The following is a 22,303-nucleotide window of genomic DNA, read 5'->3' as shown; positions in this document are numbered from 1 at the left end:
ATTCCGTTAATCATTGCTACACTCGTGTTTCTTGCTATGGAGTCTGATCGATAATGCTTTACCTTTGGCTTAAATTTATCCACGTTGTTAGCTCAACCATTTTATTTGGAACTGGCATTGGCACAGCCTATAATCTTTTTTTAGCTCATAAAACAAAAGATGTGGCCATCATTTCAGCCACAACTCGCTATGTCGTCGCCGCTGATTGGGTCTTTACAGGGTCATCAGGATTCGTACAAGCCTTAACGGGCCTTTGGATGGTATTTATAGCTGGTTACCCTTTAAGCTCTCTTTGGATTTTAGGATCAATCATCGGTTACCTTATTGCTGCCTTATGCTGGTTTCCTGTCGTTTACTTTCAAATCAGAATGCGAGATCTCGCCAATAAAGCACATGAGACTCATACACCGCTTCCTCCCCTATTTTACCAGTATTATCGGCGTTGGTTTTGGCTGGGTTGGCCTGCTTTTATCAGCCTTATCATTGTTTTTTATCTAATGACCAATAAGCCTTCCTTTTAACTAGCCGTTCTCTCGTGGGTAAACTATAATTCAAATGGGGGTTTAGCATGACATCTTCAAAAAAAAGCAATAAAGAAATTTTACACGAGTATGTAAACAAACGATATTGGATGATTTTCCAGCGCGATACCGCGATTTTATCCAGCACCTGTAGACAACTAGCCTTGGGTATTGGTAGCGTTTCAATCTTTGGTCACTTAGATATTATTAGACATCATAATTATTTGTTTGCTGCTCTGATATGTATCGTCGTATTATTTTTTATTGCGGATGGCGCGCAATATCTTAATTCTTCACTCAGATTTAAAGCACTTGCTCAAAGATATGACTCAGAGATTGAAAAAGGTGAAGCAACAGATATTTCTCAACTTGAAGAAGAAAAAAATATGAACCGCCTTTCAAATTTTTTATTTATCACGAAGATAGCTCTATTAGTATTAGCATCACTTCTATTCTTGAGTATATTAATTATTTCTATTATTTAAAATACGCCATTAATGAGGGTGTCATGATATCTAGTGCAAAATCAATTTTAGATCTGACAGAATTCCTAGTTTCTCACGTTTCCCACTAATGTTTCGTATTAATTCATAGAACACGCAAAGTCGGCGTGAGAATCCGACTGTCTTTCCGGCAATGGCTCGCTCGGCTCCCCCTCGCTGCGCTTTATTTGCTTCCAAGAAAGTCCGGATTCTTCGCCTACTCGACACAGGAGAACAGTTTTAGGATGCCTCTATCATTTATACGGCGATATGTAAGTACACTCCAGATCAGCGTATGTTTCTTCACGTAGGACAATGGCTATTCCTTGAGAAAACGCTATAATTTCAGTGTAGGAGTACTATTGAAGCAGACTCGAGGAAGAGAGAGAAAGTGATGAGAGCATGGAATTTCTCAAAATGTGTATGGGCGCTTGTTTGCCTAGTGCTTCTTTCGAGCTGTAATTGGAATGACAACCAACTCAATGGATATGTTGAAGGGCAACTCACCTACCTATCATCGCCTACTGATGGACGCCTAGATCAATTGAACGTCGGACGTGGAATGCAAGTCAAAAAAGGCGATCTGCTATTTTCACTCGAGTCATTACCTGAATCGGCTGAATTAAATTCAGCAACAGCCATAATAAACCAAGCGAAAGCAAACCTTAAAGATCTTCTTTACGGAAAACGTCCTCCTGAAATTGAAGCCATTGAGTCTCAAATAAAAGAAGTGAAGGCCAGAATAATCTATCTGAGCATAGAACAACAACGTTATAAAATTCTCGTCGAAAAATCTGCTATTGATCGTGAACGATATGATCAGACTGTGCAAAATCTCGCCGTAGCCCATGCTCAACTAAAACAAATGGAAGCTAACTTAAGCACAGCAAAATTACCTGCACGAACCGATGCTATTAAAGCAGCAGAAGCAACTCTTTCATCTACACAAGCCCTATATGATAAAGCCAAATGGGCACTCACTGAAAAGACGGTAAATGCTGTTGATGATGCGGAAGTATTCGACACTTATTACAAAGTAGGTGAACGAATACCCGCTAATCGTCCTATCTTATCCTTACTCTTACCTCGCGATATTATTGCGGTATTTTTCGTACCAGAAAATCAGCTAGCAACCATTCATTTAGATCAAAAAATTAGTATCAATTGCGATAGCTGTAAAACTCCGTATCAAGGCGTGATTAAATTTATTTCTCAACAATCAGAATATACTCCTCCCGTTATTTACAGTAATTCCGCACGCAGCAAACTGGTGTATCGAGTTGAAGCCAAAATTCTTTTTGAAAATAGATCTTGGCCACATCCTGGACAACCGATTGATATTTTCTTGCCGAGCTCCGTCAAATGAATACTTCATTTGCAATAAACGTAAAAGATTTACACAAACGTTTTGGCTCCATTAATGCTGTGAATGGAGTCTCCCTTCAAGTAAAAAAAGGTGAAATTTTCGGGTTTCTAGGCCCCAATGGCGGCGGAAAAACCACTACTTTTAGGATGATTTGTGGATTATTAACACCGGACAGTGGATCAGGAACCTGTCTTGGTTACGATATCATTACTCAAGCCAGAGAAATTAAATCACAAATTGGATATATGACACAAAAATTCAGTCTTTACGAAGAACTATCAATTTATGAAAATTTCGAATTTATTGCTCGCATGTACAACTTAGGTGATCGTGAAAAAAAAATTCAAGAAGCGCTAGAATTTTTCGGCTTGCCGAATACTCAAAAAGATCGATTAGCAGGTACTCTATCAGGTGGATGGAAACAACGACTTTCACTCGCAGCAGCAGTATTACATCAACCCAAACTTCTTTTATTAGATGAACCTACTGCCGGAGTTGATCCTAAAGCGAGAAGAGAATTCTGGGATGAAATTCACCGTCTTTCTCAAAAGGGTATAACAACCTTAGTCAGTACACATTATATGGATGAAGCCGCACGTTGCCATCGTCTTGCGTATATTTCAAAAGGTCAAGTACTAACTCATGGAACAATTGACCAAATTATTGAAGAATCCCAGCTCAAAACCTGGCAAGTACAAGGCCCGGACTTAGATGAGCTCGCAGATAAACTGAGAAAAGAAGAATTTATTGATCAAGTGACAAATTTTGGTCAATCAATCCATGTAGGAACGACTAAAATCGAATCTATAAAACATATACTCAAAAAATACGATCACCCGCCTTATACATGGACGCAAGTTACACCGACGATTGAAGATATATTCATTAAATTCACACCTCAAACCTATGGGGACTAAAGATGAATAATATTTTCTACTGGCCAAGATTTGTTGCGATGTTCTATAAAGAGTTCACACAAATGCGCAGAGACCGTGTAACTTTTGCAATGTTGATTGGCATCCCAATTATACAACTAACCCTTTTTGGTTTTGCGATCAATACAAATCCAAAACACTTACCCACTGCTGTCGTGAATGGAGATATTAGTCCTTTCACCCGCACTTTTGTAGCAGCGATGCAAAATTCTGAATACTTTTATGTAATTGATAATAATGCATCTGAAAAAAAGAGCGATGAAATGTTAGCTCGTGGAGACGTTAATTTCGTCGTACAATTTCCCCCCAATTTCTCACGAGATCTAGTGAGGGGAAATCAACCTGAAATACTTATTACAGTTGATGCGACTGATCCAATCGCCTCAGTTAATGCAGTTACTTCTATCAGTAATTTGACTCGAAATGTTTTCAATTATGATCTACAACATGGTCTCTCTTATTTATTGACTAATAATGCACCTGCGAATGTCATTATTCATGCCAAATATAATCCCGAAGCAATTACTCAATATAATATCGTTCCCGCTTTAATGGGAGTGGTGCTCACAATGACATTAGTTATGATCACTGCGCTCGCTATCACTCTAGAACGCGAAAAAGGTACCTATGAAAATTTACTCTCTACACCCGTGACACCATTGGAAGTGATGGCCGGCAAGGTTTTTCCCTATATTATTGTAGGCTATATCCAAATGCTGCTGATTATTATAGCCTCTCATACCATTTTTAAGATTCCTTTTGAAGGCAGCTTGCCTTTATTGCTGATAGCCACACTCCCTTTTATTTCAGCAAATTTATCCGTTGGTATTACAATATCCACTTTTGCCACTAATCAACTTCAAGCTGTGCAAATGAATATCTTTTTCTTTTTACCGTCAATATTATTATCCGGCTTTATGTTTCCTGTTGCAGGAATGCCTTATATAATACAATGGATTTCTTCAGCATTACCTCTCACACATTATTTAATTATTGTTCGTGGAATTATTTTAAAGGGAAATTCTTTCCTATTAATCTGGCCTCAAATTGTCGATATCATGCTATTCACAGTAGTTATTATATTAATGGGCATGAGAAGATTTAGACGCACTCTTGATTAAGCGGGCGATATTGTCTCATGTTATTTTTAGTCAAACTCACCTTTCACTTTTACTCTAACACCATCTTTAATCAGTACGCAATGAGTTTTATTGATCTTCTTATCACCAATTCTCATTACTGAGATTGTCACGCGGGGGTTTTGTGCAAACCACTATTTCGAGATCTAGAGCAGCAAGCATCCTGAATAACGTCTCGAGCCGTGTCCCTGGCGCCCCCTGCTCAAGCGTCGATACAGTTCTTTGAGAGAGGTTGAAAGGCTGCCCTGCGTCTGTTTGATTTAGACCTCTTAGCCTACGAGCTCGTTTCAAAGCATGGCCAAGCGCCTCTGAAGTTGTTACCAGCTGTTCCATAGAAGTGATCCTTATATATAGACTTAATATCAGTAAAGACATAAATTCGATTTATATCGATACAAGCATAATATAATTTTATGTGCTTACAAACATAATTTCTATTAATTATCAAAAATGACGAAAGCTCTCACGCCTCCAAAACGACGATTTACTTTATTTCTAAACTATCTAATATGTTAATTAGACAATCATTGCATGTGCTTTTAGCACCAGATATAATCGTAATTCATATCAATCTCATATTTTCAAGGAAGACACTATGGCGTCAGGAAAGAAGGGACCTAAAAGCGGCACCGCAAAAAGTTCTAAAAAAGGCAAAACATCTAGAAAACCGCCCAGAGGCGGCAATCCGGTACGTAAAAAACCGGCTAAGAAACCTGGCGGCGGTGGTGGCCAAGCATTCAAAGCCCAATGAAAAGGAGAGCGTATACAATGAGCAATAAAGATAAGGACAACAAAGACAAATTGAAAGAAGACTTATACCAATACGTAAAAGACAATTACTGGATGATTTTTCGACGCGATACCACAATACTTTCTAGTACCTGCAGGCAATTAGCCCTAGGCCTCGGGAGCATATCTATATTTGGAAAATCAAATCCTTGTTACACGTACTACTCTTGTTACGTAGTCACTATATTACTTCTTTTACTGCTCTTTTTTATCTTTGATGCCGCTCAGTACTTTTACCAGAGTAATGCATATCGAGATTTAGCAAAAGATTATGATCATCAAATAGACAACAACAAAGTTACGAAGAAATCACAACTTATTGAACGTGAAGGGATGAACGATCCAACGAATTTCTTATTCAACACAAAACTCATATTATTAGCATTAGCATCCGTATTTTTTTTAATATTGCTCTTTAAGAACATTTAATCTAAATCTAAAGCGTCGCGTCTTGAGTTGTGATAGGTTTTAAAAATCAGTCTAAAAATTACACGAAAATATATAATATCATTTAAAGAATAATATCTTGATAAGATTTTGACTATTACAAAACATAACTTTCATTCTGATAATATGAAAAGCATGATTCTTTTACGAACTAAATTCATCAAAAATGCAAAACCTATCACAACTAAAGACGCGACGCCATTCTCACATTGTATTATACAGAGACTATACTAAACTTAATGTGACTGAGTAAAGATTATCCTTATCAGCTTAAGAATTCATAAAATTGAGCAGGTAGGGCATATGGTACTGAATGTCGTAATTTGATTACCGGATTCACATAACGAGGAGAGTAAGGAATGAATTCAAGGTGTGAAATTGTATGCGTTGATAAAATCCCCCACCATACTTATCCCCATGAACATATATTAAATATTGGTTATGTAGATATGGGCGGTGTAAAGCGAGTAATTACAATACAGCAAGCTATTGATGGAATAAAAACTGGAAGATTATCATTTCATGTAAAAATAAAAGATCACTATGTTAATGTTTTTATCCAAAAAAGCGAAAATGGTAATGAGTATCTCAGAACAGAAGCTGATGGCATACTTGTTAACAATCTTTTACAGTTGCCTAAATGTCAATTATGAAAAAAGATCGAGATGTTGAGTCTACCGTTGGCTAGTTGCCTAATTTGCTCTATAGCCAACGACAGACCCGACACCTGAGAAAACCAGGGGTCATATCTAAGTTTGATGGATTCTGTGAGAATACATCAAACTTAGATATGCCCCCTTTCTTTTCTCTGTGTGAACTATTGCGTTACAAATAATTGAAGTTAAATTGGTGATATAGCACTTTCTAATATTCTTCAGAGATCATCACTTACTCTCCTTTCAATCAGTGTTCACGTTCATTGGGTCAAAATGAGGGCGGATCTAACATTGAAACTAACTCTTTAGGGTGTGATATAAATTGCTTTCCCCGTCTCGTTACTGGACTCTCCGAAATCTACAAGAACAAATTGACCCATTGGATTATTGTTCTCAATGTAATTCATTGCATTTTCTTTATCATCAAACTCTTCCTTGTATCTTTCATAAAATCCTAGACGTAACCATTCAATGTGATAAACGACATACCGCTTCCTAATCATGATAAACCCTCCTTTAAAGAGAAAAAAGTCATCTTATAAATAGTCAACATGTACTAAAACATTATAGCAAAGTTTTCTAAGAGTGAGAGGAAGCCAGCTCTAACATTGAAAATAGCTCTTTTTGGTGGTCTCATGGTATTGGAGACTGATTGATATCGAGTAAAACTAGTTAGACCTGCCCCTATTTATCCTCAATAGATATTTTCTTATATACATCTACGATCTCTTTGCCATTCCAAGAATAAAAGAGGTGATGATCTTCTCGGCAATTCGATAAAGTGTTCGTATGAAATATTGCTGCGCATTCACCGTGATTTTCGCATCTTGTGCTGCTGTAAGTTATACCAGAAGCGCCTTTGCTTCGTAATTGGCCTGCAAAATGTTTTGATTGAGAGTAATCATTTAGATCATAGACGCCAACATATTTTTTTTGCTGACCTCTGATATCATGTAAGTATGCATTAAGTTTCGCTTTCAAGACTCGCATATGAAGCTCAATGGGATCCTGTTGAGTATCGCTCAGAAATTTTGCTCTGTGGTATTTCGATTCAGCGATAGCAGTTGAATATTCATTGGCGCCATAAAAAACCCCATACGATCCATCACTAAAACGACTGCCTTCAGGTTTAAGATGAGTAAAAGCTGCCATGATGTATGAACTACCAGGACCTGTGACTTTTTGTTCAGGGGAGACTAATTTAATATCACCATTATTGTCACGTAGTCGATCGTTTGTCTTATTTTCAATTTCATAAATTGCCTCATAATCTTCTGGATCTGCAACACGTTCAAATAAATCAATGGTTGGATAAACGCTAGGAATAATCCGCCAAATGGGTTCCCATTGAATGTGTGTCAATTTGATTTTCTGAATGCTCAATTTTAACCCCCACGTTGTGCATCGAGATATTGTCTTACAAGATAAAGATCACTCACATGACCTGATAACATGCGATCCAGCGCTGATTGATTTTGAAAGAGTGGCGCAGCGTTTGGTTTTTTTATCCACGAATCAGCTGCTGCAGGGTTAGGTAATAAAATTTGCAGCGCTTTGTAAATCCCAAAAATGTATGAGAGACGTTCCAAAGTGTCTTTCTGGACTAAACCGTCTTGATCTTTTTTCCACTTAAAAAATGTAGATCGTGAGCTAAGTCCCAGCAAGTTCATTTGTTGCGCAGTTGTTAATCCCCAGGCCTCAGCAATCCTAAAAAAAGTACGCAATGCAGGCGCTGACAAGCTGTGGCGTTCCTTTTGAATATTGGCTTTTAGTCTATGCATGGCGCACTCCAAAAATGTACTATATGCTAATTATAGTTCAAATATAGACAAAGTCAAGTTAATCTTGCCTCCCGATTGAGCACATATTCTCTCTTAGCTAATTAGAAAAAAATACTCGTGTTAACTGTAAACTCAAGACACGACGCCGTTCTCTTTCTTATCAAATACTCAAGTGGCCCTAATCAAACTTTTAATGTGATATCATTTGTAATCAGAAGTTCCAGATGAACAGTATGGTATGGGAAATACGTTTTCACACTAGATAAAAGGTGTATTATGCAACCCGTTCTCATTGAAGAAGTTGTTGATTTGCGAGATCACCCTGAGCCATCGAAGATGGTGGAAGCGGTCAGCTCGGTTACGATTGGCGATCTTCACGGAAACGCATTGAAGTTGCTGTATTTTCTAATTCGCGAAGGAGTGCTGTCCTTAGCTGATCCAAATCAATACGCTGAGTTTGTTGAGATTTATTGCAAAAGTATTGATGAGATTACCATTCAAGACATCAAAGCCATGCGCTCAATTGTGAAAAAGAGCTCAGTAAATAATACGATTAAAGTTTGTTTGATTGGTGATGAATTTGCTGATCGTGGGAGCAATGACTACTTCACTCTTTTGCTCCTAAAACGATTACATGAAGCTCGTGTTAAATTGGAAATCAATATCTCTAATCATGGTTTAGAGTTCATTTATGCGTATGAATCAGGGGATTTCCTCAACAGGAAATCATTCGAGATTATGCCTTTTCAATCGGGATCAATCTATGCTCTGAGAAATCTTATCGAGCGTTTTCCTGATCTTAGTCTTCTCGATGACGTCTCCGCATTTGTCGACAATATCTATAAAAGCACTCTCAGATTAATTTCCTATGATGCAGATCTCCAGAACAAAAGTATCTTTATCAGAACACATGCTCCGTGTGATTTACATCTAATCAAGGATGCGGTAAATTATTTCAACAACGATTATAACGATAACTCACTTCATGACTTGATGAATTCGATCGATTCCATACAACTCAAAATCTCTGAATACATCGCAGAATCGTGTGTTTCAATCTTGTTAGGAAGAGATCCTTTGCGCTTATTTTTATGGAATAGAAATACAGAATTGACTTTAGATCCATCAATGCTTACAGATATTTCCAGACAAGAAAGACTTTATGACTATTCAATACACTATATTCATGGACACACGCCTGGTATCACAAATCATTACGTATCCAATTTAGATACTATGCTAGGCAAATGCCACGGTAGTTCATCAAGTTTTCAATCAAGCCCTCAAATAACAGAATTTAATCACGTTGGTGCCTATAAAGTTTTACGTTTGATTGAAGAACCGGTCTAGTCCCTTCCATGTCAATAATCTACTTCTAGTACGAAATTTGCAACAATCCGCCCATCATTCGTGATTCGCGAATTGCGAATTCCGAATAGATGAGCTATACTATGTCTATATAGTGCTTAGAGGGGGCAATTATGCTAAAGCCGCAAGATATAGTGATACTTTTGAAAATACTGTCCAATTTGGCCTCATCGGGGGGCAATACTGATGACCTATTGTCGCAGAATACACTCGCAACCCATCTATGTATGAGTGCATCGGAAGTAAATGCCGGTATTAAGCGATTGGTATTGTCGGGATTATTGGGACCCGTCAATCGAGGACAGGGCATGATTAATAAAGTCATATTTTTGCCAATAAAAGCAGCTTGCGAGGAATGCTTGATTTCAGGAGTAAAATATTTTATCCCTGTTCAACTCGGCGTATATACCCGCGGAATAGCAACCAGTTATGCTGCTCCATTATTTGAAAAACATATCCTGATAGGCAACGACCCTATTCCGGTATGGCCCTACGCAGAAGGTGAGCATCGGGGACTGGCATTAGAACCACTTTACCGATCCATTCCAAATTCACTTACACAGTATCCTGACCCGTTTTTTTACGAGTTACTGGTGTTAATAGATACCATTCGCTCTGGACGTGCGAGAGAGCGAAACATGGCCATCAAATTCTTAAAAGAGAGATTAAATTATGAACAAAAAACATCTTCGAGCAACATCCAATCTGGCAATGCTGGAGCTAGTGGCAAGAAAACTAGGCACGCTTAATAATAAGGTTGTGTATTTAGGTGGATGTGCCACAGCATTATTCATTAATGATCCTTTATCCCTTGATGTCCGTCCTACAGTAGATGTGGATTGCATTATCGATGTCATATCATTAGGACAATACTACAAATTTGAAAATGAATTGAGTAAAGTCGGATTTAAAAAGTCTATGTTGGATGATGTTATTTGCCGTTGGCACTATGACGATATTATTCTAGATGTAATGCCTGCTGAGGAAAAAATTCTCGGTTTTGGTAATCGCTGGTATAAAGAAGCTTTGGAGTATGCTATTACCCACCAGATCTCGGATGATCTAATAATAAAATCTGTAGCAGCTCCCTATTTTCTAGCCACCAAAATAGAAGCATTTCAAACTAGAGGTAATAATGATTTCTTGGCTAGCCATGATTTTGAAGACATTATCACAGTGATTGCTGGGCGCGTTAATATTGCTGAAGAAGTAGCTTCTTCAAGTGCTGAATTAAAAGCACATTTGAAATTGACCTTCAGTGATATTTTGAAAGATGCTCAATTTGAGCAGGCTTTGCCTGGACATATTAGTGATGGTCCTATTACTTTACAACGAGTACAGACAGTGATGGAACGCATTAATAAGATTGTCATGACTAAACTTTAAGACTGATATTTTTCCTTCCGGAGGCTTTATTCAAGACAAACGTGCTAATCTTAATTGATTATTGCGCTCTTGCACCCAACATTCAAGATGTCTCGTGGCGGACCAAAAACAATTAAACGTTGTTATTTATCTTTTAGACCGATTTGCCAAAACCTATCACAACTCAACACACTATACTTCTCTTTATTTCTCATCGCTATGACTGATCTTTTGCCTGGTTAACTATGCGATCAATTCTATTTGATCGCAATGAAAAATTTATCCCCATAGCAGAGAGAATTAATGTAGAAATTAATGACGAAAATAATATTATTTTAATAGTTGAAGGAAGGCTTGTGAAATAATCTGTGAATATGAAATTTTTTTTAGTTAAGAAAGCATCTAATATCTTTCCCGCGAGCAGACAGAAAATACTTGAAGATAGCCATAATCCCCAACTTATACGTATTCCATTTCTGATATCGTCTTTAATGTCTTCTAGCTCTTGAATATTTACGCTAATAAATTCCATGTTTCTTACTAATATTTTCACAGATATACCATCAGAATTCCCTACGTGTAATGATTCATCTCTATTCTGTGAACTATTTGACATTCTGTTCTCCAGAATCAATATCATTCATTTTAATCATACCGGCAATCATCGCATTGAAATATTTTGTATTCCCACAATTGTTACAAACTACCACTATCTGTGGATATGACGGACCATCAAGAAATATAGTTCCGTTTTTAAACCTGATCGGCGTTACCAAATCTTGCGCAATATTCCAATTCTTTGAGTTACAGATCTCACATACTCGATTTTCATCTGGCCATTTGGCGCTAAGCCACTGTAATGCAAGTTGTTGCACCTCATTTTCAGTAGAAACGGGCTTCGCTTTATCATTCATTATCAATACTCCATTAATTAAATGAATATAGTCTATTATAGTAAATAAAACCAGAATTCGCGAAAAGGCTAGATCCTGTAAAGCCATTGAAGAAGACAGAATTTATGGGATCGAGATTTTAATTTTAGGTAATCGTTAACTTAGCTTAATAACTTAAAAAAAGTCGCCTCTTGAGTCGTGATAGGTTCTCGCAAATCGGTCTAAAAATTACACAATAATGCTTAACATTAAATAATTAAACAGCAAATAATTATTTTGGTAAAATTTGTGACTTTTAAATAATCTAACTTTCATCCTGAGATTATGAAAACCATGTTTCTTTTACGAACTAATTCCATCAAAAAGGCAAAACCCCTCACAACTCAAGACGCGACGCCATTATCTTTCAATCGATTATATTTATTCAAATCGAATAAATAGAGTTTGCAAGGAATTGTGCCGTTTAAAAATGAATAACTTTTATGTGACCGTAAACCTATTGATCTGGCAAGCAGTGGATCTGAAGTAAAAATTGCGGCTTTCCAATCCAGCGCATGCCGACTAAGTGCTGATCCTAATTCTTGATAAAGTGGAATGAGGTCTGCGGATTCTTCTAATCTTTCTCCGTAAGGCGGATTTGCAATAATTAATCCTGTTTTTCCTTTGCATTCTGTTGGCAGCTCAAATTCATGCAGCAATTTATGTTGAAGTTGAATCATCCCAGAAAATCCTGCCGCGTGAATATTTCGTTCGGCAATTTTTAAGACGTCTTGATCTTTATCGAATCCAAAAAATAGTGGTATTGGTTCTTCCATCGCTTGCTCATGTCTAGAGAGCGCTTCTTTTTGTAGCTTTTTCCATAGTTCTGAATCATGTCCTTGCCAATTGAGAAATCCATAATCAAATCGATCCAGTCCAGGTGCCTTATCAGTTGCCATCATAGCAGCTTCAATTAAAAATGTGCTTGAGCCGCAAACAGGATCAATGAGCGGCTGACAATTCTTTGACATTGCAGGCCAACCTGCTCGCATCAATAATGCACACGCAAGATTTTCTTTAATCGGTGCTTCCCCGCCTTTTTTGCGATAGCCTCGTTGATGAAGGCTGTGCCCACTTAAATCATAAAAAAAAGAGAGCACACCGTGATGCAATCGAGCATGCACACGACAGTCTGGATTTTTTGTATCAATATCACAACGACGTTGTAATTTTTTTCTTAAATTATCGACAATTGCGTCTTTAATTAATTGCGCACCGAAAACAGTATTTCGAATAAAATCTGAACGACCTGAAAAACTAATCATCAATGTGCTGTCTAACTTAAAAAGTTTAGACCAATCATATCGTGAACATAAATCATAACAATCTTGGGTGTTATAGACAGGGCCTTTAATAAGAGGAAGATATACACGATTCGCTAATCGTGACCACAAACATATTTGATACATGTTTTCAAGTGATACTTCACAAAATACACCACCTACTGTTTCCTTACAGGAAGTGGCTCCAAGTTGAATAATTTCTTCTAGTAATAATCCTTCGATTCCCTTGGGACAAGTAACAAAAATTGAGTTTGAAAATTTCATCATTTAAAATTCTGTAATTGTTTCATGAGAGCCTGAATTACATCAGGATCTGCTTCTCGCATTAGTACACCTAAATATTGTGCTTGTCTTCGTAAAGCGCCATTGGAATTCAATTTCTTGTACGTCATTACTGCAGTATATAATTCTTCTGGCAAGTTGAGTCGCTCAATTTGTTTTTCAGAGAGCTTTGCAATTGACAATGCTAATTTTTGAAGTGCCTCCACCTCACGTTTTTTTGCTGATCTACTTTCTCGTTCCACAACAATCTCCTCTCAATACCCTAATCTTACTTTGTTCTGTAAGGATTGACAAATATCAGATGTGACCAAAACACTCGAAATCCTTAACTGGGAGATGCTTGTAAAACTCAGACCATTTGATGATAATAGCTATTTCCTGGACTTGGATTAGCGACTAATATGCCCACTATCGAAAATAATGTCCCATTAAGAGACCATCATACTTTTGCCACCGATGCTAAAGCCCGCTATGCAGCGAACGTCGTGCACATCAAAGATCTGACGGCATTGCGAGAAACACCTATGTGGCACGATAATCCATTACTCATCTTAGGCGCTGGCAGTAATACTCTTTTCCAGCGAGATTTTTCTGGCCTCATACTATTCAACGGGATTCAAGGCATAGAGTTAGCAAAAGAATCATCAGACCATATTTGGTTGAAAGTGGGTGCCGGAGAAAACTGGCACGAGTTAGTGCAATTTTGCATTGCTCAGGAATATGCTGGAATAGAAAATCTTTCACTGATTCCTGGAACTGTAGGCGCAGCACCCATTCAAAATATTGGAGCGTACGGCGTAGAATTCGAGTCAGTATTTGTTGAGCTAACAGCCTTTGATCTAAAATCGGGAAAAACAACTCGATTTGATCATTCAGATTGTGCATTTGGGTATCGATTTAGCCTATTTAAAACAGAATGCGCCAATCAATTTTACATTACCGACGTTACGCTACGTCTCAACAAAAAACCCCAATTTCATTTGGATTACGGCCAAATTCGTGATGTGCTTAATGAAATGGGAGTCACAACACCTTCTATTAAAACAATCAGTGAAGCCGTGATCAAGATTCGACGAAGTAAATTACCAGATCCCTCTCAGTTGCCCAATGCAGGGAGCTTTTTCAAAAACCCCATTATTACTCAAGAACTTTTCGAATCACTACTCAATAAACATCCTGACATTAAATATTATCCTGAAAAAAATAATATGAAAAAAATTCCAGCAGCATGGTTAATCGAGCAATGTGGATGGCGGGGTAAACGCTCCGGTCGTGTTGGCGTTCATGAAAATCAAGCCTTGGTTATTATTAATTATGATCATGGCTCAGGTGACGATATTTGTAATTTAGCGAAAGCAATTCAAGCGGATGTCAAAAATAAATTCTCAATAGAATTAACCCCGGAAGTGTGTATTCTATAGTTATAGCAATTCCCAGCATTCCTTTCGCGATGAGGGGTTTTAGGGGAGAGAATCGTGATTCTCTCCCCTAATTATATAAAAGGAAGCATCTCCCGGTTTAAAAATCAACAACAATTAATAGAGGGCATTGAGTGACTAAAACATACAAAATCCTTAACCGGGAGATGCTGTTTATACTCGACGCACATGCACTACAGATTTTAATTTTCGAATGTTTCGGATCACATTCGCTAAATGAGCTCGATCATCAACAATAAGACTGAAAGAAACGGTGTAACGATGATCGTCGCGTTCGTAAACATGAATATCATCAATATTGGCCGCAGCTGCAGAAACCGCATTCGCCATTTCACCTAGCACCCCACGTCGATTAATGACATCTACTTCAATGAGTGTGGTAAATTCACCTTTAATATGAGGTTCCCAACGGAGTGGCAAGCATACGTCAGAATCTAAGCGTAATTTTGCAATATGATGACAAAATTCACTGTGCACAATCACACCTTGACCTGAACTAATAATACCCACTATGGGATCACCTGGCAGCGGATAACAACATTCTGCCATTTGTATCACTAAGCCTTCAGTTCCATGTATCATTAATGGCGAGGTCGATGACTCTGTAGCATTTTCTTCAGGTGAATGTGCCGTCGATGCATCTGCTAATCGATGAGCAACTAACATCGGAACACGATTTCCCATTCCTATATCAGCATAAAGATCTTCTCGGGTTTCCAATTTTGTTTCGGCTAAAAGAGCATCGAATTTTTCTGCAGAAATTTTCTTGGAAGACAGTGAAAAACTCGCTAAAGCTTTATCAAGTAATCGTTTACCCAATGAAACCGATTCAGCACGTTTTTGCATTTTTAAGTAATTACGAAGACTGGATCGTGCTTTCCCTGTCACAACAAAATCAAGCCAATTAGGATTTGGTCTTGCTGATCGTGAAGTAATAACCTCTACTGTTTGTCCATTCGACAATCGTTTCGATAAGGGCGCTAACTGTCTGTCGATTTTTGCTGCCACACAAAAATTTCCAATATCAGTGTGAATAGCGTACGCAAAATCTACCGGGGTTGCACCCGCCGGAAGCTGAATAATATTTCCATTAGGTGTAAACACATAAACTTCATCAGGGAATAAATCCACTTTTGCATTTTCAATAAATTCTTCAGAGCTACCTGTTCGTTGTTGCATATCCAATAAATTTTTGAGCCATCGCTGTTCTTTTATTTCAGATATCTCAGCTTGTTGACCTCCTGATTTGTACAACCAATGAGCCGCAACTCCGTTATTCGCTTGTTCATCCATTTCAAACGTTCGAATTTGAACTTCAATGGGTACTCCGTAGGGCCCTACTAATGTTGTGTGTATCGACTGATAACCATTCGCTTTAGGCAGAGAAATATAATCTTTAAATCGTCCCGGTACAGGCTTATAAAGTCCGTGCATAATTCCTAGCACTCGATAACACAAATCAACTGAAGTCACAATAACTCGAAAACCATATACATCCATGATCTCATCAAATGCCAAACGTTTTCTGATCATTTTTTTATAGATGCCAAATAAATGTTTTTCACGACCTTTAATTTCATATTTATCAACCACGCTATTATTAAGCCCATTTTTAATGGATTTAAAAATAACATCAAAAATTTCTTGTCGATTTCCAGTCGCCTTATCAACAGATTTTTGCAATATTCTAAAACGTCGAGGATAACTTGCTTTAAATCCTAAATCCTCAAGCTCTAAATAAAAACTATGCATACCGAGTCGATTGGCAATAGGTGCATAAATTTCAAGTGTTTCTTTTGCAATACGTCGACGTTTTGGAATGGGTAATGAATCGATGGTGCGCATATTATGTAAACGATCAGCGAGTTTTACGATGATCACGCGAATATCTTTAGACATCGCCAGTACCATTTTACTAAAATTTTCAGCTTGGGCTTCTGTGCGACTTTTGAATTCTATTTTACTAAGTTTGGTGACGCCTTCTACGATTTCAGCAACAGTATCGCCAAATTGTCGTGCAACTTCCACTTTTGTAACGTGAGTATCTTCAACCACATCATGCAATAAACCCGCGATAATGCTTTCTTTATCCATGCGAATTTCAGCTAAAATGGTGGCTACTGCGATGGGATGAGTTATATAGGGTTCGCCAGTTGCCCGTCGCTGCCCGACGTGCGCGTCATTAGCTAAATGGTAGGCTTGGTAAACTTCATCTATCTGGTCTTTAGGAAGGTAATCCAGTTTGCGAACCAGTTGTTTAATGACTCGCACGCTCTGTTTCCTCCCCTGAACCGATCTGCTTACTGCTGGTCTTCAGTTCCAGCGAATAAGTCGAATTCTTCTTTCGCCGCTTTAGCCCGACTGAAATCTGTAAAACCTGCTTCTATCTCACGCAATGCCACTACGGTTGGTTTATCGTTTTCCCAGGCTACATGAGGTTCCATGACCCCTCTTTCTAACTGACGTGCTCTAGTTGCAGCTAACAGCACTAATTCAAAACGATTATCAACGTGATTTAAACAATCTTGTACAGTCACTCGCGCCATGATTAACTCCAAAAAGACAAATAGTAAGCAGAATTGCTCTATAATCTTCTGTTTTAGCAGAAAATTACCGGTATTACAAGTGCAGCATATCCAGGTGAAGGACTGTAGAGCTGGTCAATAACTAACTCAAGAGGCCTTGCAGAAGCCGATAATGGACCTGAGATTGTACTCTATACGACATTCGAGCAGCACGAATTACTGTCGTTAAATCACGGACGGCATGCTGGAAATACTGATTCACTACAACATAGTCAAATTCGTGACAATGTGACATTTCTATTTTTGCCTCAGCAAGTCGGCGCGCGATGACATCGTGCTCATCTTGATTTCGACGAGTCAATCTTTCCTTCAAAGCATCGATCGAAGGAGGAAGTATGAATATGCTCACAATATTTTGGTTCAGCTTTTTAATTTGCTGCGCACCTTGCCAATCGATTTCAAGAATGACATCCGTTCCTGCAGCCAATTGTTCTTCTACCCAACCCGCTGAAGTTCCGTAGTGATAACCAAAAACTTCGGCATGCTCAAGAAATGCCTGATTATTAACCATACGCTGAAAGGACTCATCGTCCACAAAATGATAATTAACACCATCCTCTTCTCGAGAACGTTGCGGTCGTGTTGTGTGTGAGACCGACACTCGAATATTAGGAATTCGACGAGTAATGGCCCGAACTAAAGTCGTTTTTCCAGCCCCTGAAGGTGCTGCTATGATAAACAAAGTTCCGATCGTCATGCCTGATCCCTTGTCCGTTTTATACTATTCAATATTCTGCACTTGTTCGCGCATCTGTTCAATCAACACTTTAAGCTCAACTGCTGTCATCGTTACGCGCGTGTCGGAAGCCTTTGATCCCAACGTATTTGCTTCGCGATTTAATTCTTGCATCAGAAAATCTAATCGACGTCCCATTGCATCATTCTGAGTTAAACTCCGTTTCACTTCAACAACATGTGTTTCTAATCTATCAAGCTCTTCCTCTACATCAGCTTTTTGCGCTAAATAAACTAACTCGTGCTCAAAACGATCTTGATCATACTCAACCTTTAAATCACTTAATTTTGCGAGCAATTGTTCGCGCTGTGACTTTAATAATTCAGGTAAAATACTGCGCAACGATTTGACTTGCTCTTCAACCGACAATAATCGAGAAGAAATTATTTCACTGGTCGCTTTTCCTTCGCGGACACGCATTTCAACCATTGAATCTAATGCTTTTTTTAATAATGCTAAAACCGCTTGATGAACGGGGGCCATATCTGGAGATTGCTCTTCTAGCACACCTGGCCACGATAATAATCGCGTCGCATCACAATGAATTGCTCTACCGATTTCCGTTTCTAATTCGCTCATAGCAGTGCGAAGTTGTGACAACATTGACTTATTCAAATTTACGTGTCCAGACATCGCTGCACTCGCAACGTATTTTAAGGTCACATCCACTTTCCCGCGCGATAAAAATTTACTGATGGTTTCACGAACTTGTTGCTCTAATTCTTTTAGTGAATCGGGTAACCTTACATTAATTTCTAGATAGCGGTGATTTACGCTACGTAATTCCCACACTGCCGAACCCCAGTCGCCACTGTCTTGCATTCGTGAGAAGGCCGTCATACTACTGATCATATTAACCTCTTAAGTCTAATATCACTGAATATTTGCACAAATCGAGATCGTCTTACACTATCATAATCAATTTGTATTGGCTATAATGATCAAAGAAATACCATTTTCAATTTGTTACAAAATTTACCGAGGAGAGGCTCCATGAGACCCAGTCAACGCCAACCTAACGAAATGCGTCAAATCCGAATAACTCGCGATTTTACTATTCACGCTGAAGGCTCAGCACTGGTAGAATTTGGCGAAACCAAAGTCATTTGTACCGCAAGCGTTGCTCAAGGTGTTCCTCGTTTTTTACGTGACAGCAACAAAGGTTGGGTAACTGCTGAATACGGTATGCTTCCTCGTGCAACTCATGAACGTACACAACGTGAAGCCACCCGGGGGACTCAAGGAGGCCGCACCTTTGAAATTCAGCGTCTCATTGGTCGATCTTTGAGAGCCATGATCAACACAGATGCCATTCGCGATTACACCATTACAATTGACTGCGATGTCATTCAAGCCGACGGTGGAACTCGTACTGCAGCGATTACCGGTGCATGCGTTGCATTAATTGACGCTGTACGTTTTATGCAACAAAAAAGAATGATTACCAAAGATCCGATTCGTGGACTTGTGAGTGCAGTTTCTGTTGGAATTTTTAACAACGTCCCTGTTTTGGATCTTGATTACAAAGAAGATTCCAAAGCAGAAGTCGACATGAATATCGTGATGACTGATCGCGGAGAATTTATTGAAGTCCAAGGTACTGGTGAACAAAGAGCTTTTTCTCAGCAAGAACTCAATCAATTACTTGAGTTGGGCAATCATGGAATTCAGCAGTTGTTTAAATTGCAAAAAGAAGCTTTGGGCTGGGTCACTGAAGCTGCGTAACAGGGTGACACCCCTAACAGACATCAGTGCAATTTCTTCCCGTTAGGAACATTAGGTTCAACGGTTGCTAAACAAATACCGCCGTTTTCATCAGAAAATCCTACGAGTAAAAACTGTGAAACAAATCCTGCAATATTTTTTTCACCTAAATTAACGCAACCCACAATTTGTCTACCCATTAATTTTTCAGGCGTATAATGAGCTGTCACTTGTGCTGACGTTTGTAAAATTCCAATATCAGCCCCAAAATCCGCCCATACTTTGTATGCAGGTTTCTTTGCACGAGGAAATTCTTCTACTTTCACAATCGTCCCAGAACGTAATTCAACACGTTCAAATTCATCATAAGTAATTTCACCCATTCTCTATACTCCTTCCCTATTGAATTCATTAATGGACATTCTACTTGATTTCGAATGAAGCTTCATCTGATGAACTAGAATTATTTCCGTATAAATCACTATCCGAAGTACATGTGGTTAACTGGCCTGATGTTTTGTCAGCAGACAATGTTTGAAGTATTCTTCTCAATGTTTCAGGAGAAATAGCATCAGTGCTCTGCTGAGTTTCAGTGACGGATTCAACAGAGATACTCTCAATGATTTCTAGACATCTTATGAAAGCATGATAAGCTTTAAAGGTAATTTCTACACAACATTCAGATTTATCATAAGACAAGTGCCCACCATATTTCTTTTCTTCACCATCAGCCATAATCTTTAATAGGATATTATAGAGCAAAATACCATCTTCCAGATTTTCACAATAAATTTCAACTCCGGATACCAGATTTTTTTTAATATGTTTAATTTTAGAACTCGGAAAATTCATCAATTTTAATAAAGCCATTAGATTAAACTCAAAACCCTCTTGAATTTGTTGAGTAAAAAAAGCAGATTTTGGAAATTTCTGCATTGGCTTTACAGCCTTTAAGATCTCTTTAGAATTTTCTTGGGACGTGATCAATACTGGGATTTCTTCCCGTTTGGAAATTGTCAACACGGTTAATGGCTCAGTCTGTTGAAGTTTATCAATATAGCCATTTAAGGAACGAATGTGGTCATTAATCGTATTAACCGAATCACCTAATCTTAGCGCAACAATAATCAAATTATCTAAACATCTTATTAGTGCAGATAGACGTTTTGCAGACATTGGCGGAGGAACAGTCAACTTAAAGTTGTCTCTATCAAAAGGATCGAAATTAAAACCATCAATATGCACTGTAGCAATTTTTACTAGTCTTAAATTTGCGCTATAATAATACTCTCGAGCTTCTTTCAATCTATCTTTGCTTTCATAATATTTTGCAATACGCAAATCTAACTCAGCAGAAGGTAATCTTAATTTACCACGACCATCTTCTCTGCCATTCATCTCGTCGCGGTCAAATTCAGTAATAAGTCTATTGGCTAAGTGAACATCGCCATCATTCCAAGATTTCAAATCATGTCTTAATAAACAATTCATTGCGAATAAATAAGGATAACTTAAAGACAAACTGTGATTCTTTAACTCCTGAACTTTTGATAATGCCGCGTCAATATTCTGCCTATAATTACCAACCTCTGTAAAACGATACCATCGGAAGTGAAAGTCAATATTATGTAAAAAAACTTCTTCACTTCTTGTTTTCGGCTTCCCTAAGACTGCCATTAACAGCAAAACTTGTTCCAAAGATAGATGAGGTGTCAAATAAATAAAGATATTATCGAATTTCCCACGTAGTCCACTAAGTTCATTATATTCCTGATCCAGTATTTTATAACTAGGTAAGTTGAATTCACTAAAAATCCTAAGCATTTTAAGATAGATATACAGCATTCTAGGTGAGCCAATGGGATACTGTAGCCAAATGATGGGCATAAATTCTTCGACTTCGGGTAAAAACCCTTCCTGTCGTTTAAGAATATCATCTGCAGAAACTGCATCAGTGGAAATTTCAACCTGAGCCGTCGATTCTACGTGAGATTCATCTTCCGAATCATTCAGAATTGGAACAGTGCTTGATTCAGGATTCTCCTGTTTTACAGCAAACTGCGACTGATCAAACTCTAATAAAAGAGGATGATTCGGATCCAATTTTTTTAATTCTTGAATTAAAATAGTGCTTTGTATTGAACGAATCTCATGTCCAAGCTGTTGATCATCTCTTGTATAAATTTGTCGTTTTTTTAAAAAATTTATCATGTCAGCAGGATTGTGATAATTTTCTTTAATAGAACTTACTTCTTCACGATAGCCTTTATTATCATGTTCAAGTGCGTATTTTTCCGGCATTAGGATATGAGCGATGGCTTGTACTCTTTGAGCCTGATCACAGTCTTCTTCTAAATCAGCCAAAGCAATTTTCAGATAGCCTTCGATAGTTACCCGATTTTCGGCTGTAATAGAATCACCCCCTTCTAGCTGGGGTTTTATATGCTCAGAAGATTCTTTGCGTTGTTTCATTGTTTTTTACCTGAATTAAGC

General features: G+C 38.1%; 27 protein-coding genes. 13 read left to right on the top strand and 14 right to left on the bottom strand.

Going from position 1 to position 22,303, the window contains the following annotated elements:
- The first annotated feature begins 53 nt into the window (after positions 1–53).
- The 5 genes from K2X50_01195 (at position 54) to K2X50_01175 (ending at position 4,425) form a co-directional block, all read left to right on the top strand.
- Positions 54–521 (top strand): DUF2269 domain-containing protein, encoded by a 468-nt coding sequence (locus K2X50_01195; GenBank protein ID MBX9585849.1) that lies wholly within the window; start codon positions 54–56, stop codon positions 519–521.
- 47 nt (positions 522–568) lie between these two features.
- Complete coding sequence (locus K2X50_01190; protein ID MBX9585848.1) at positions 569–1,006, top strand: hypothetical protein; 438 nt, start codon at positions 569–571, stop codon at positions 1,004–1,006.
- 388 nt (positions 1,007–1,394) lie between these two features.
- Positions 1,395–2,369: an HlyD family efflux transporter periplasmic adaptor subunit gene (locus K2X50_01185; GenBank protein MBX9585847.1), complete on the top strand. Its 975-nt coding sequence runs from the start codon at positions 1,395–1,397 to the stop codon at positions 2,367–2,369.
- Positions 2,366–3,286: an ABC transporter ATP-binding protein gene (locus K2X50_01180; protein ID MBX9585846.1), complete on the top strand. Its 921-nt coding sequence runs from the start codon at positions 2,366–2,368 to the stop codon at positions 3,284–3,286. The genes K2X50_01185 and K2X50_01180 overlap by 4 nt, the downstream gene beginning before the upstream one ends.
- A gap of 2 nt (positions 3,287–3,288) precedes the next feature.
- Positions 3,289–4,425: an ABC transporter permease gene (locus tag K2X50_01175; GenBank protein MBX9585845.1), complete on the top strand. Its 1,137-nt coding sequence runs from the start codon at positions 3,289–3,291 to the stop codon at positions 4,423–4,425.
- 102 nt (positions 4,426–4,527) lie between these two features.
- Here K2X50_01175 and K2X50_01170 read toward each other — a convergent pair whose 3' ends face one another.
- A complete protein-coding gene (locus K2X50_01170; protein MBX9585844.1) occupies positions 4,528–4,776 on the bottom strand; it encodes a helix-turn-helix domain-containing protein in 249 nt (82 codons plus the stop codon).
- Between the two features lie 262 nt (positions 4,777–5,038).
- On the opposite strand from K2X50_01170, the gene K2X50_01165 reads away from it, so the two are divergent.
- The 3 genes from K2X50_01165 to K2X50_01155 all read left to right on the top strand — a co-directional run bounded on the left by K2X50_01165 (position 5,039) and on the right by K2X50_01155 (position 6,332).
- A complete protein-coding gene (locus K2X50_01165; protein ID MBX9585843.1) occupies positions 5,039–5,194 on the top strand; it encodes a hypothetical protein in 156 nt (51 codons plus the stop codon).
- Positions 5,195–5,211: 17 nt separating this feature from the next.
- Complete coding sequence (locus K2X50_01160) at positions 5,212–5,661, top strand: hypothetical protein (GenBank protein ID MBX9585842.1); 450 nt, start codon at positions 5,212–5,214, stop codon at positions 5,659–5,661.
- A gap of 377 nt (positions 5,662–6,038) precedes the next feature.
- Positions 6,039–6,332, top strand: a complete 294-nt coding sequence (locus K2X50_01155; GenBank protein MBX9585841.1) for a DUF3892 domain-containing protein — start codon at positions 6,039–6,041, stop codon at positions 6,330–6,332.
- A gap of 308 nt (positions 6,333–6,640) precedes the next feature.
- Here the strand turns inward: K2X50_01155 and K2X50_01150 are convergent, their stop codons facing one another.
- From K2X50_01150 to K2X50_01140, 3 genes are all read right to left on the bottom strand, one after another.
- A complete protein-coding gene (locus K2X50_01150; protein ID MBX9585840.1) occupies positions 6,641–6,838 on the bottom strand; it encodes a hypothetical protein in 198 nt (65 codons plus the stop codon).
- A gap of 181 nt (positions 6,839–7,019) precedes the next feature.
- Positions 7,020–7,712, bottom strand: coding sequence for an RES family NAD+ phosphorylase (locus K2X50_01145; GenBank protein MBX9585839.1), 693 nt, complete (start codon positions 7,710–7,712; stop codon positions 7,020–7,022).
- A gap of 8 nt (positions 7,713–7,720) precedes the next feature.
- Positions 7,721–8,116 (bottom strand): MbcA/ParS/Xre antitoxin family protein, encoded by a 396-nt coding sequence (locus tag K2X50_01140; protein ID MBX9585838.1) that lies wholly within the window; start codon positions 8,114–8,116, stop codon positions 7,721–7,723.
- A 276-nt stretch (positions 8,117–8,392) separates the two neighbouring features.
- Between K2X50_01140 and K2X50_01135 the strand changes: the two genes are divergently transcribed.
- The 3 genes from K2X50_01135 (at position 8,393) to K2X50_01125 (ending at position 10,870) form a co-directional block, all read left to right on the top strand.
- A complete protein-coding gene (locus tag K2X50_01135) occupies positions 8,393–9,466 on the top strand; it encodes a hypothetical protein (protein MBX9585837.1) in 1,074 nt (357 codons plus the stop codon).
- A gap of 131 nt (positions 9,467–9,597) precedes the next feature.
- Positions 9,598–10,233 (top strand): helix-turn-helix domain-containing protein, encoded by a 636-nt coding sequence (locus K2X50_01130; GenBank protein MBX9585836.1) that lies wholly within the window; start codon positions 9,598–9,600, stop codon positions 10,231–10,233.
- The gene (locus K2X50_01125) at positions 10,196–10,870 is read left to right on the top strand and encodes a hypothetical protein (protein MBX9585835.1); all 675 of its coding nucleotides are present in this window, start codon (positions 10,196–10,198) and stop codon (positions 10,868–10,870) included. Before K2X50_01130 ends, K2X50_01125 begins: the two co-directional genes overlap by 38 nt.
- Before the next feature lie 196 nt (positions 10,871–11,066).
- Here K2X50_01125 and K2X50_01120 read toward each other — a convergent pair whose 3' ends face one another.
- From K2X50_01120 to K2X50_01105, 4 genes are all read right to left on the bottom strand, one after another.
- A complete protein-coding gene (locus tag K2X50_01120; GenBank protein ID MBX9585834.1) occupies positions 11,067–11,465 on the bottom strand; it encodes a hypothetical protein in 399 nt (132 codons plus the stop codon).
- Positions 11,455–11,763 carry a hypothetical protein gene (locus K2X50_01115; GenBank protein MBX9585833.1) on the bottom strand — a complete coding sequence of 103 codons (309 nt, stop codon included), beginning with the start codon at positions 11,761–11,763 and terminating at the stop codon, positions 11,455–11,457. Before K2X50_01115 ends, K2X50_01120 begins: the two co-directional genes overlap by 11 nt.
- 362 nt (positions 11,764–12,125) lie before the next feature.
- Positions 12,126–13,331, bottom strand: a complete 1,206-nt coding sequence (locus K2X50_01110) for a hypothetical protein (protein MBX9585832.1) — start codon at positions 13,329–13,331, stop codon at positions 12,126–12,128.
- Entirely contained in the window at positions 13,328–13,588 is a 261-nt protein-coding gene (locus K2X50_01105) for a DUF615 domain-containing protein (GenBank protein MBX9585831.1), read from the bottom strand. The genes K2X50_01110 and K2X50_01105 overlap by 4 nt, the downstream gene beginning before the upstream one ends.
- A gap of 159 nt (positions 13,589–13,747) precedes the next feature.
- Between K2X50_01105 and murB the strand changes: the two genes are divergently transcribed.
- The gene (gene murB / locus K2X50_01100; GenBank protein ID MBX9585830.1) at positions 13,748–14,767 is read left to right on the top strand and encodes a UDP-N-acetylmuramate dehydrogenase; all 1,020 of its coding nucleotides are present in this window, start codon (positions 13,748–13,750) and stop codon (positions 14,765–14,767) included.
- 171 nt (positions 14,768–14,938) lie between these two features.
- Here the strand turns inward: murB and K2X50_01095 are convergent, their stop codons facing one another.
- The 4 genes from K2X50_01095 to K2X50_01080 all read right to left on the bottom strand — a co-directional run bounded on the left by K2X50_01095 (position 14,939) and on the right by K2X50_01080 (position 18,958).
- Positions 14,939–17,056, bottom strand: a complete 2,118-nt coding sequence (locus K2X50_01095; protein MBX9585829.1) for a RelA/SpoT family protein — start codon at positions 17,054–17,056, stop codon at positions 14,939–14,941.
- A gap of 29 nt (positions 17,057–17,085) precedes the next feature.
- Positions 17,086–17,331, bottom strand: a complete 246-nt coding sequence (gene rpoZ / locus K2X50_01090; protein MBX9585828.1) for a DNA-directed RNA polymerase subunit omega — start codon at positions 17,329–17,331, stop codon at positions 17,086–17,088.
- A gap of 121 nt (positions 17,332–17,452) precedes the next feature.
- Positions 17,453–18,067 carry a guanylate kinase gene (gmk, locus tag K2X50_01085; protein MBX9585827.1) on the bottom strand — a complete coding sequence of 205 codons (615 nt, stop codon included), beginning with the start codon at positions 18,065–18,067 and terminating at the stop codon, positions 17,453–17,455.
- 24 nt (positions 18,068–18,091) lie between these two features.
- Complete coding sequence (locus tag K2X50_01080; protein MBX9585826.1) at positions 18,092–18,958, bottom strand: YicC family protein; 867 nt, start codon at positions 18,956–18,958, stop codon at positions 18,092–18,094.
- A 141-nt stretch (positions 18,959–19,099) separates the two neighbouring features.
- Between K2X50_01080 and rph the strand changes: the two genes are divergently transcribed.
- On the top strand, positions 19,100–19,831 hold the full coding sequence (gene rph / locus K2X50_01075; GenBank protein MBX9585825.1) for a ribonuclease PH: 732 nt from the start codon (positions 19,100–19,102) through the stop codon (positions 19,829–19,831).
- 23 nt (positions 19,832–19,854) lie between these two features.
- Here the strand turns inward: rph and K2X50_01070 are convergent, their stop codons facing one another.
- Positions 19,855–20,193 carry a tRNA-binding protein gene (locus K2X50_01070; protein ID MBX9585824.1) on the bottom strand — a complete coding sequence of 113 codons (339 nt, stop codon included), beginning with the start codon at positions 20,191–20,193 and terminating at the stop codon, positions 19,855–19,857.
- A gap of 40 nt (positions 20,194–20,233) precedes the next feature.
- Complete coding sequence (locus K2X50_01065; protein ID MBX9585823.1) at positions 20,234–22,282, bottom strand: hypothetical protein; 2,049 nt, start codon at positions 22,280–22,282, stop codon at positions 20,234–20,236.
- Positions 22,283–22,303 lie beyond the last annotated feature (21 nt).

The organism is Gammaproteobacteria bacterium (assembly GCA_019748175.1).
In the GTDB taxonomy this organism is placed as follows: domain Bacteria; phylum Pseudomonadota; class Gammaproteobacteria; order JAIEPX01; family JAIEPX01; genus JAIEPX01.
This window is presented reverse-complemented; position numbering and strand designations above follow the sequence as displayed.